Origin of the sequence: Kitasatospora sp. NPDC057518, from assembly GCF_042802075.1 — a bacterium.
Classification (GTDB): domain Bacteria; phylum Actinomycetota; class Actinomycetes; order Streptomycetales; family Streptomycetaceae; genus Kitasatospora.
Map to the genome: position 1 here is coordinate 1 of NZ_JBHVEU010000296.1, position 11,017 is coordinate 11,017.

The following is an 11,017-nucleotide window of genomic DNA, read 5'->3' on the forward strand; positions in this document are numbered from 1 at the left end:
GGATCCGTACCCCGCCGGCCGGCGGGGTGCCGTACGCCGGCAGCCAGCGTTCGCTCAGCCACCACCGAGCACGCCCGTTCCCGAGCACGGAGAGCACACCATGACATCCGCCGCCGAGCCCGCGGCACCGTACGCCGGGGCACCACGCCAACCCGACCACGGGCCCGACCAGGACGTGCCCCGCACGATCACCTCCCCCGCGACCCCGGGCGACCGGGTGTTCCGCGGCGTGCTGCGGCTGGCCGGCTTCTCGGTCTTCGCGATCATGGGACTGATCGCCTTCTTCCTGATCCTGCGCGGCTCCGACGCGCTGCGCGCCGTCGGCCTGTCCTTCCTGACCGAGCAGAAGTGGCAGACCGCCGCCCACAACTTCGGCATCGCCGCCGTCCTGCCCAACGGCCTGCTGATCGCGGTGATCGCGCTGGTCATCGCCGTCCCGGTGGCGATCGGCACCGCGATCTTCATCTCCGAGTACGCCCCGGTGCGGCTGCGGGCCGCCCTGGTCTCGCTGATCGACCTGATGGCGGCCATCCCCAGCATCGTCTACGGCCTGTGGGGCCTGTTCTTCCTGCAGCCGCGGATCATCGGCTTCGTCCGCTGGCTGGCCAACCACCTGGGGGAGTACATCCCCTTCCTCAAGGTGCGGACCGGCGACATCGGCACCTCGTACACCTCGTCGACCTTCATCGCCGGCGTGGTGGTCTCCCTGATGATCATCCCGATCGTGACCTCGCTCAGCCGGGAGGTGTTCTCCCAGGCCCCGCAGGGCGAGCGGGAGGGCGCGTACGCGCTCGGCTCGACCCGGTGGGGGATGGTCCGCGCGGTCGTCCTGCCGTTCGGCAAGGGCGGGGTCATCGGCGCGGTGATGCTGGGCTTCGGCCGGGCGATGGGCGAGACGATCGCCGTCGCGCTGATCATCTCGCCGAACTTCAAGGCCATCACCCACATCCTGGAGAACGGCGCCAACTCGATCTCCGCGCTGATCGCGCTGCGCTTCGGCGAGTCGGACGCGCTGTCGCTCTCCGCGCTGATGGCCGCCGGTCTGGTGCTGTTCGCCCTCACCCTGCTGGTCAACGTGCTGGCCGGGATCGTCATCAACCGCTCGCGCTCCGGCGCCGCGACGGCGGACTGAGCATGACCGACCGTCAGTCCGCCCACAGGGCACGCAGCCGTCCGCACCGTGAAGGGACCATCCGATGACCACGCTCGACCTGCCGCCGGTCGCGGCGTCCGGGCCCGCCGGCGAGCCCTCGCCCCCCGCGTCCCCCGGGCCCGCCGGGCCCGCCGCGGCCGGGACCCTGGGCCCCGAGAAGAAGCTGCGGATCGGCGGCGTCACCCGCGACGACGTCCTCACCGTGGCGGGTGCGGCGGTCGGCTCGCTCGCGCTGGACTGGGTGCTCTACGAGCGGGTGCTGCCGTTCAGCGGCGCCTTCGGCTTCCTGCTCTGCTGGTACCTGCTCTTCCTGGCCGGCTACTACCTGCTCGGCCGGCTCCAGTGGAACCCGATGATGGTGCGGGACCGGCTGGTCGCCGTGGTCGCCTGGAGCTCCGGGCTGCTGGTGGTCGCGCTGACCGCCGACCAGATCGGCTACGTCGCCAGCCGGGGCTGGGAGGCGGCCCAGCACCTCAACTTCTTCACCGAGTCGATGGAGCGCACCGGCCCGCTCGACCCGCTCACCTCCGGCGGCGCGCTCAACGCGATCGTCGGTTCGCTCGAACAGCTGGGCCTGGCCTCCCTGTTCGCCGTTCCGCTGGGCATCGCCGCGGCCGTCTTCATGTCCGAGGTCGGCGGCCGGGCGGCCCGCCCGGTGCGCACCCTGGTCGAGGCGATGACGGCGCTGCCGTCCATCGTGGCCGGCCTGTTCGTCTACGGCATCGTGATCCTCACCTTCGGCTTCGAGAAGAGCGGCTTCGCGGCCTCGCTCGCGCTCACCGTGATGATGATGCCGATCGTCACCCGGGCCGCCGAGGTGGTCATCCGGCTGGTGCCCGGCACCCTGCGGGAGGCCTCCTACGCGCTCGGCGGCAGCCAGTGGCGCACGGTGTGGAACGTGGTGCTGCCGACCGCCCGGCCCGGTCTGGTGACCGCGGTGGTGCTCGGCATGGCGCGCGGCGTCGGCGAGACCTCGCCGGTGCTGCTCACCTCCGGCTTCACCCCGCGGTTCAACGCCAGCCCGTTCGACGCGCAGCAGGTGTCGCTGCCGCTGTACATCTGGAACTACGTCAAGCAGCCGTACGACGGGATGATCGCGCGCGGCTTCGCGGCCGGCCTGACCCTGATGGCCGTGGTGCTGATCCTCTTCGTCACCGCGCGCATGCTCGGCGGCCGCCGTCCCGGGCAGCTGACCCGGGCCCAGAAGCGCCGGATCAACCGGGAGGCCCGCCGCCAGGAGGCGGCCGCCCTCGGGGGCATCGCCCGTCCGTACGCCCTCCACTCGCAGGCGAAGCACTGATGTCCAGACCAACCACCCTCCGTACCAGAGGAGTTCACATGTCCAGGGGCCTCAGTCGCTCCGTGGCCCGGCTGCTGGCGGGGACGATGTCCCTGATGCTCGCGGCGGCCTCCCCGCTGCTGGGGCAGTCCCCGGCGTTCGCGGCCTCCGTCTCGCTGAGCGCGGACGGCTCCAGTTGGGCCGGTCCTGCCATCGACCAGTGGCGGCAGGACGTCTCCCCGCAGGGCATCCAGATCAACTTCAGCCCGGTCGGCTCCGCGGCCGGCCGCACCGCCTGGTCGAACGGGCAGGACGACTTCACGGCCTCGGACGTGCCGTTCCGCTCGGGGCAGGACAGCGGGGTGGGGCAGGGCGGCCAGGCGTCCGGGACCGGAAGCGCGGAGAAGCCCACCTGGGGCTTCTCCTACGTACCGATCACCGCGGGCGGCACCACCTTCATGTACAACCTGGTGGTCGGCGGCAAGCAGGTCCGCGACCTGCGGCTCTCCCCGCAGACCGTCGTGGACATCTTCACCAACAAGATCACCAACTGGAACGACCCGAAGATCACCAACGACTACGGCAAGCCGCTGCCCAGCCTGCCGATCACCCCGGTGGTCCGCTCCGACGGCTCCGGCGCCACCGCGCAGTTCACCCGCTGGATGGAGCACACCCACAAGGACCAGTGGGACGCCTACTGCAAGTCCGTCAACGGCGTGAGCTGCGGTGACTACACCGAGTTCTTCCCGCCCTCCGGCCGGATGACCGCGCAGAACGGCTCCGACGTGGTGGCCGGCTACATCAAGTCCCCGACCAACGTCGGCACCATCGGCTACGACGAGTACGCCTTCGCCAAGCGCAGCAACTGGCCGGTCGTGAAGGTGCTCAACCAGGCCGGCTACTACGCGCTGCCGACCGCCTCCAACGTCGCCGTCGCGCTCACCGCCGCCAAGATCCGCGGCGTGGACGACGGCACCCCCGCCAACGACCCGAACTACCTGCAGCAGAACCTCGACGGCGTCTACACCATGGACGACCCGCGCGCCTACCCGATCTCCAGCTACAGCTACCTGATCGTGCCGCGCGCCGGAGCCTCCGCACCCCCACCGCCGCGCTTCAACAACGACAAGGGCTCCGCGCTCAGCCGCTTCCTCTCCTACGTGCTGTGCGAGGGCCAGGGCAAGGCGGACGACCTCGGCTACTCGCCGATCCCGCGCGGCCTGGTCAAGGGCGGTCTGCTGCAGACCAGGAACATCCCCGGCAACGCCAGCCCGGTCGACCCCGACACCCTCGCCAACTGCGCCAACCCGACCTTCAACTCGGCCGGGGAGCTGACCGTCCTCAAGAACGCCCCGATGCCGAGCCCCTGCGACAAGGCGGGCAGCCCGCTGGACTGCACCGTGAAGGACGGCCAGCCCGTCAAGACCGGCTCCGGCTCGGGCGGTTCCGGCGGCGCGGCCGGCGGTTCCGGCGGTGCGGCGGGCGGTTCCGGCGGCACCGGCGGGTCCGGTGGCACCGGGGGCACCGGTACCGGCGGTGCGGCGGGCGGTACCGGCGGCGCGGGTACGGCCGGCGGTGCCGGCGACCCGAACGCCGCCGGAGCGGCCGGCGGCGACCCGAACGCGCCCGGCGCCGGTGACGGCACCGAGGACGTGATCGACCCGCAGACCGGCCAGGTGGTCGCCCGCGGCCGCGGCGGCGCCGCCACCGAGGTGGCCGCCAACGTGGTCGAGATCAGCGGCAAGCCCGAGGACTGGATGCTGTCCTCCCTCACCGCGCTGGAACTGCTCGCCGTGGTGCTCGTCCCGCCGCTGCTCGGCCGCCGTCTGCTGCGCCGCCGCAACGGCTCGGGCGGCACCTCGTGACGGCCCCGGTGCTGGAGAAGCCGGTCGAGCGGAGCGCCCCGGCGCAGCCGGCCGCCCCCGCCGCCCCCGCCGCCCCCGCCGCGTCCGACGCCCCGGTCCGGCCCGCCGTCTCCCCCGGGCGGCGGCGGTTCCTCCAGGGCGCCTGGGCGGTCAGCCTCGCGGCCGCGCTGGTGCTCGGCTTCGTCGGGTACCTGTTCACGCTGTCGCACGTCCAGCAGCGGCACTACCAGTCCACCGGGTACAAGACCTTCCGCGACCAGCTGGCCCGGGCGGTCGCCCCGACCGGCGCGGCCGCCGACGGTGCCCCGGTGGCGCTGCTGGACATCCCGGCGATCGGCCTGCACCAGGCCGTGGTGGTCGAGGGCACCACCGGCCGGGACCTGATGCGCGGCCCCGGCCACCGCCGGGACACCGCGCTGCCCGGCCAGCGCGGGGTCACCGTGCTCTTCGGCCGCGGCGCCACCTTCGGCGCGCCGTTCGCCGACCTGTCCAAGCTGCGGGTCGGCGACAAGATCGAGACCACCACCGGCCAGGGCAAGTTCAGCTACACCGTCAACGTGTACGGCGACGGCGACCACCCGATCGTCGACCCGGCGGCCGGCAACCGGATGGTGCTGGTCACCGGCGACTCCGACTGGATCCCCGGCTCCACCGTGCTGATCGGCGCCCGGCTGGACGGCGACCCGGAGCAGAACCCCGGCCGCCGGCCCGCGACCGTCCCGTACGACAAGGCGCTGGCCGCGGACAAGGGCGCGCTGGCCACCCTCCAGCTCTGGTCGCTCGGCCTGCTCGGCGCGGTGGCCGGCGCCCTGGTGCTGGCCCGGTACTGGCGGCGCTCGGCCGCCTACCTGAGCCTTGCGCCGGTGGTCGGCGCGCTGCTCTGGGCGGTCTACGAGAACGCCGCCGCCCTGCTGCCCAACCTCTACTGACGCGCGCCCGGAGGACCGTTCCGATGACCGACGCACCACTGACCGACACCCCGCAGGCCGAGTTCTCACCGACCGACCCGGTCGCCGACACCATCACCCTCCCCCCGGTCGCCCCCGACCCGTACGCGGACCAGCCGTACGGGCAGGACGCGGACGGCCACCCCGACGGCGGGCCGCTCGCCGGGCTGGAGACCCGGGAGGTCTCCGCCTGGTTCGGCAGCCGCAAGGTGCTGGAGCGGGTCTCGCTGGCGATGCCGGCCGGCGAGGTCACCGCGCTGATCGGCCCGTCCGGCTGCGGCAAGTCCACCTACCTGCGGATCCTCAACCGGATGCACGAGATGGTGCGCGGCGCCGCCCTCGCCGGCGAGGTGCTGCTGGACGGCGACGACGTCTACCGGCCCGGCCGCCGGCCCGCCGAGGTGCGGCGCCGGATCGGCATGGTGTTCCAGCGGCCCAACCCGTTCCCGGCGATGTCCATCCAGGACAACGTCTCCAGCGGGCTCAAGCTGGCCGGGATCAAGGTCTCCAAGGAGGAGCGCCAGCACCTGGTGGAGACCAGCCTGCGCCGGGCCGGGCTCTGGGACGAGGTGTCCACCCGGCTGCACACCCCGGGCGGGGCGCTCTCCGGCGGCCAGCAGCAACGCCTGTGCATCGCACGGTCGTTGGCCGTCTCGCCGGACATCCTGCTGATGGACGAGCCGTGCTCCGCGCTCGACCCGACCTCCACCCGCCGGGTCGAGGAGACCATCGCCGAACTGCGCGGGCGGCTCACCATCGTGATCGTCACCCACAACATGCAGCAGGCCCAGCGCGTCTCGCAGACCTGCGCGTTCTTCCTGGCCACCCACGACACCCCGGGGCGGATCGTCGAGGCCGGGCCGACCGGGCAGATCTTCGGCAGCCCGCGCGACCAGCGGACCTCGGACTACGTCAACGGCCGCTTCGGCTGAGCACCGACCGGCTGGAGGAGCCCCGGGTTCAGCCGAGCCCGAGCAACTCCTCCAGCACCGCCGCGACGCCGTCCTGCTCGTTGCTCACGGTGTGCAGCGGCACCGCCGCCAGCACCTGCGGGTGCGCGTTGGCGACGGCGTACGCGGTGCCGGCCCAGGCCAGCATCTCCAGGTCGTTCGGCATGTCGCCGAAGGCCACCACCTCGCTCCGGTCGATCCCGTGCCCGGCGCACCAGCGGGCCAGCGTGCTGGCCTTGGTGACGCCGGGCGCGCTGATCTCCAGCAGCGGGATCGACGCGGAGCGGGTGATCTCGGCCAGGTGCCCGGCCGCCGCCCTGGCCTCGGCGAGGAACTTGTCCGGGTCGAGGTCCGGGTGCTTGGCCAGCAGCTTGAACAGGCCCCGGACCGACCCGCCGGCCCCCAGCAGCTCCTCCGCCGGGCCGACCTCGTGCTCCATCTCGTCGCCCCACATCGGCACCGCGTAGCCGGCCTCGCGGGCCCAGCCGCCCGGGTACTCGAAGGCGAACGCGGTGCCGGGCAGCGCGGCCCGCAGCGTCTCGACCACCGCCAGGGTGGTCTCCGCCGGCAGCGGGAAGGTCTCCAGCAGCTCGCCGCGCCGCACGTCCACCACCGCGCCGCCGTTGGAGCAGATCGCCACCCCGTGGCCGCCGATGTGCGGGCTCACCTGCCGCATCCAGCGCGGCGGCCGCCCGGTCACGAACACCACCCGCACCCCGGCCGCCTCGGCCGCCGCCAGCGCCGCGGCGGTGCGGTCGGTGACGGTGCCGCCGGAGCAGAGCAGGGTGCCGTCCAGGTCGGTGGCGATGAGGCGGGGCGCGGTGCGGGATTCGGTCACCGGTCCATCTTCGCCCATCGGCGCGGCCGGGGCACCGGCCCGGGTCCGCGGCCTCCGGACGCCCCCGCAGTGATCAAGCCCTTCATGCGCCGTTTCCGGCCGATCCGCCCGTACCCGGGGTGTTCGGCCGACCACGGCGGGCATGACTGCCCACGGCAACCCCGTCGGCAGGAAGAGCCATGCCCACACGCCAGCTCCGTGACCAGCCGCCCCCGACCGCCCGCCCCGACACCCGCGACCCGCAGGCCACCGAAGCGCCGCGGGCACCCGAAGCCTCGCGCGACCCGGTCCTGCTCGGCGACGTCCTCTTCCACACCCTCGCCGACCTCGCCCGCCGCACCTCCGCCCCGTCCCTCCCCGCCCAGCGCACCCGCCCGCACCCGTGACCGCGCCGCGCGGACGTAGGGTCGGGGGCATGCGACTGAGCACCGTGATCCTCCCCGTCCACCGGTGGAGCGAGGGGCAGAAGACCTGGCGGCGGGCCGAGGAACTCGGCTTCCACACCGCGTACACCTACGACCACCTCTCCTGGCGGTCCTTCCAGGACGAGCCCTGGTTCGGCTCGCTGCCGACGCTGACGGCGGCCGCCTGCGCCACCGAGCGGCTGCGCCTCGGCACGCTGGTCACCTCGCCGAACTTCCGGCACCCGGTGACGCTGGCGAAGGAGCTGATCACGCTGGACGACGTGTCCGGCGGGCGGGTCACGCTGGGCATCGGGGCCGGCGGGACGGGCTTCGACGCGACGGCGCTGGGCCAGGAGGCGTGGTCGCCGAAGGAGCGGGCGGACCGGTTCGGGGAGTTCGTGCCGCTGCTGGACGAGCTGCTGACCAACGACGCCACGACCCGTGAGGGGACGTACTACTCGGCGGTCGAGGCGCGGAACATCCCGGGCTGCGTGCAGACCCCGCGGGTGCCGTTCTACGTGGCCGCCGCCGGCCCGCGCGGGATGCGGCTGGCCGCCGAGCACGGGCAGGGCTGGGTGACGTACGGCGACCCGAAGGGCCCGGCGGACGTGCCGGTGGCGGAGGCGCCCGGCGTGGTCGCCGCGCAGATCGGGAAGCTGACGGCGGCCTGCGAGGCCGTCGGGCGGGACGCCGGGACGCTGGAGAAGGTGCTGCTCCAGGGGTCGACGGCGGAGAAGCCGCTGCAGTCGGTGGACGCCTTCGTCGACTGGGCGGGCACCTACCGGGAGGTGGGCATCACCGAGCTGGTGATCCACTGGCCGATCCCGGACTCGATCTTCGAGAACGACCTCACCGTGTTCGAACGGATCGCCACCGAGGGCCTCGCCCAGCTGGGCTGAGGCCGCGGGCCCACGGAGCCGGAGCACCCCCCGGGGAGCTCCGGCTCCGTCATGTCGTCGGCTGGCGCTAGGATCTGGCCGATTTCCCGGGGGATGGTTCTGGAGTCCGTGATTCCGCATGCCCCGGTCGCGTGTGTCGAGTCCGAGACGAAGGACAGCATGACCAGAGACATATCCCGAGGCGCTCGGCTGCGCAGGGCCACCGCGGTGGCCCTGACGGCGGTGACCGGCCTCGCGGCGGCGGGCCTCGCCGCCCCGGCGGCCTCGGCCGACGCGGGCCCGGTCCACAGCGTGATCTCCACCGGTGCGGTGTGGACCGCCGACACCCGCGTCTACCTCCAGCCCGACGGCGGGGACCGGACGTTCTGGTTCTTCGTCAAGGGGACGGGGATGACCGGCGGGAACAGCGTCACCTTCACCTCCTCGACGGACCCCTCGCAGACCGTGAAGGCGAGCTTCGGCGGCGACGGGCAGGGCGCGCCCTGCTGGACGCCACAGGGGTCGCCGAACAGCAACTGCCGGGTGACGGTGCACTTCCCGGGCGGCAGCGCGCTCGGCCACTGGGAGATGACCCAGGTGGAGCTGGCCCAGCCCGACGGCTCGGTGTACCGGCAGACGGTGACGTCCGCCATCGGGACCCAGCTGAAGGTGCCGTCGGTGGAGCTGACGGCCGGCGCCAACCCGATCCAGGCCTCCGGGTTCACCCTGGGCGCCACCACGGCGGACAACCGGGCCCAGGCCCAGACCGTGACGATGTCGATGAAGGCCACCGACACCGCCGGCCGGATCACCCAGGTCGGCCCCGAGCTGACCGGGGACTGCTGGGGCAACGTCGGCGACCTCTCCTGGTCGGGCGACACGGTCACCATGAAGATCACGGTGCCGACCAGCGCCACGACCCCGTGCGTGGTCACCTCCGTCCGGGTGACCGACGACAGCCAGCGGAACTTCGAGGCCAAGGCCCCGGCCGGGCTGGTCATCACCCCGCTGCAAACCCCGGCCACCGCCCTGACGATCGGTGACGTGTCCTTCCAGCGCCGGCTGTCGCCGGACGGGGGCACCGTGCCGGTCTCCTTCCCGGTGTCCGACACGGTCCCGATCTCCCAGGTCGCGGTGACGGCCCACGGCCCGGTCGCCCCGGGCTGCGCGCCGACCGCCTCGACCACCGTCCCGCCCGGCACCCTCACGACGAACGTCTCGCTGTACCTGCCGTTCGCCGCGGCCGGGACGACCCCGGACGGCTCGAAGCCGACGGGCTGCCAGCCCGGCCTGTACGCGCTGGAGATCGCCGTCACCGACGCGAACGGCACCCACAGCTACGGCGCGGTCGGCACCCCGCTGGCCAAGCCGCTGGACATCTCGGTGGGCAGCGCGGGCACCTACGTGGCGATGGCGCCGCAGCGCCTGCTGGACACCCGGACCACCGGGACGCTCCGGGGCCGCGGCGTCACCCCGCTGAAGGTCGCGGGCACCGCGGGCATCCCGGCCGACGCCGTCGCCGTGGTCATGAACGTCACCGCGACCAACGCCAAGGACACCGGGTTCGTCACCGTCTACCCGGCCGGCGGGTCCGCCCCCGTCACCTCCAACCTGAACCACACCGCGGGGCAGACCGTCCCCAACGCGGTGACGGTCCAGCTCGGGGCCGGCGGCGCCGTCGAGCTGCTCAACGGCTCGGACGGCGACCTCGACCTGATCGCCGACGTCACCGGCTACTACGTCCCGGACACCACGGGCGCCGTCTACACCGGCTTCACCCCCAAGCGGGTGCTGGACACCCGGCCCACCCACGTGCCGTCCCGCGGCACGGTCACGGTGAACCTGTGCAACCAGGCCCGGATCCCGTACAACGCGACGGCGGCCGCGCTCAACGTGACCGTCACCGACCCCAAGGACGTCGGCTTCCTGACGGTCTACCCGCACGGCCAGGCGCTGCCGAACGCGTCGACCCTCAACTTCACCCCCGGGCAGACGATCTCCAACATGGCGGTCGCCCGGCTCGGCGACGGCTGCCTGGTGGACGTCTTCAGCTCGGCCTTCGCGCCGGTCGACATCGTGGTCGACACCTCGGGCTACTTCGTCCCGGACGACAGCGGCCAGACCACCGACGGCGTGCTGGTCACCGGCGCCCCCGTGCGGCAGTACGACAGCCGCCAGGGCGGTGGCCCGGTCCCCGGCGGCAGCTCCCTGCTCGGCTGGGGCCTGAAGCCGCGCGACTGGGGCATCGGCTCGCTGCTGCTCAACGTGACGGTCACCAACCCGACCGCGGACAGCTTCGTCACCGTCTACCCGGACGGCGGGCCGGCGGACTCGGCCCCGACCGGTGCCGGGCTGCCGGACGCCTCGAACCTGAACTTCACCGCGGGCCAGACCATCCCCAACATGGTCAACGCCTCGGTCGGGGCCAACGGGTACGTGGACTTCTTCAACCACGTCGGCAGCACCGACCTGGTGGTCGACATGTTCGGGTACTACACCACGGGCGTCGGCGCGAAGTCGGCCGCGGCCACCGCCAGGTCGGCCGCCGTCGCGCCGTCCGCCGCGGCACCCGGGACGGTCGCGCTGCCGGAGGCGAACCCGCTGCGGCTGCCGGTCGCGGCCGCGCGGACGGCGGCGGGCCGCCCCTGATCCACCGCCCGACCCGGGCGACCTGACGGACCGACGGGTGCCGCTCCTCCGGGG

General features: G+C 73.4%; 9 protein-coding genes. 8 read left to right on the forward strand and 1 reads right to left on the reverse strand.

Annotation, left to right across the window (positions count from 1 at the left end):
* The first annotated feature begins 100 nt into the window (after nucleotides 1-100).
* The 5 genes from pstC (at nucleotide 101) to ACFU7Z_RS26605 (ending at nucleotide 6,176) form a co-directional block, all read left to right on the forward strand.
* Complete coding sequence (gene pstC / locus ACFU7Z_RS26585) at nucleotides 101-1,132, forward strand: phosphate ABC transporter permease subunit PstC (protein WP_049661130.1); 1,032 nt, start codon at nucleotides 101-103, stop codon at nucleotides 1,130-1,132.
* A 64-nt stretch (nucleotides 1,133-1,196) separates the two neighbouring features.
* A complete protein-coding gene (gene pstA, locus ACFU7Z_RS26590; protein WP_380780125.1) occupies nucleotides 1,197-2,453 on the forward strand; it encodes a phosphate ABC transporter permease PstA in 1,257 nt (418 codons plus the stop codon).
* Nucleotides 2,454-2,491: 38 nt separating this feature from the next.
* Nucleotides 2,492-4,297, forward strand: coding sequence for a phosphate ABC transporter substrate-binding protein PstS (locus tag ACFU7Z_RS26595; protein ID WP_079272017.1), 1,806 nt, complete (start codon nucleotides 2,492-2,494; stop codon nucleotides 4,295-4,297).
* Nucleotides 4,294-5,226, forward strand: a complete 933-nt coding sequence (locus ACFU7Z_RS26600) for a sortase (protein ID WP_380780127.1) — start codon at nucleotides 4,294-4,296, stop codon at nucleotides 5,224-5,226. Before ACFU7Z_RS26595 ends, ACFU7Z_RS26600 begins: the two co-directional genes overlap by 4 nt.
* 23 nt (nucleotides 5,227-5,249) lie before the next feature.
* A complete protein-coding gene (locus tag ACFU7Z_RS26605; protein WP_079272019.1) occupies nucleotides 5,250-6,176 on the forward strand; it encodes a phosphate ABC transporter ATP-binding protein in 927 nt (308 codons plus the stop codon).
* A 28-nt stretch (nucleotides 6,177-6,204) separates the two neighbouring features.
* On the opposite strand, the gene ACFU7Z_RS26610 is transcribed toward ACFU7Z_RS26605, so the two are convergent.
* Nucleotides 6,205-7,050 (reverse strand): HAD family hydrolase, encoded by an 846-nt coding sequence (locus tag ACFU7Z_RS26610; protein WP_380780129.1) that lies wholly within the window; start codon nucleotides 7,048-7,050, stop codon nucleotides 6,205-6,207.
* A gap of 161 nt (nucleotides 7,051-7,211) precedes the next feature.
* Between ACFU7Z_RS26610 and ACFU7Z_RS26615 the strand changes: the two genes are divergently transcribed.
* The 3 genes from ACFU7Z_RS26615 (at nucleotide 7,212) to ACFU7Z_RS26625 (ending at nucleotide 10,963) form a co-directional block, all read left to right on the forward strand.
* On the forward strand, nucleotides 7,212-7,418 hold the full coding sequence (locus ACFU7Z_RS26615) for a hypothetical protein (protein WP_380780131.1): 207 nt from the start codon (nucleotides 7,212-7,214) through the stop codon (nucleotides 7,416-7,418).
* Between the two features lie 29 nt (nucleotides 7,419-7,447).
* Nucleotides 7,448-8,335 (forward strand): LLM class flavin-dependent oxidoreductase, encoded by an 888-nt coding sequence (locus ACFU7Z_RS26620; protein ID WP_074002014.1) that lies wholly within the window; start codon nucleotides 7,448-7,450, stop codon nucleotides 8,333-8,335.
* Between the two features lie 159 nt (nucleotides 8,336-8,494).
* Nucleotides 8,495-10,963, forward strand: coding sequence for a hypothetical protein (locus ACFU7Z_RS26625; RefSeq protein WP_380780133.1), 2,469 nt, complete (start codon nucleotides 8,495-8,497; stop codon nucleotides 10,961-10,963).
* Nucleotides 10,964-11,017: the final 54 nt, after the last annotated feature.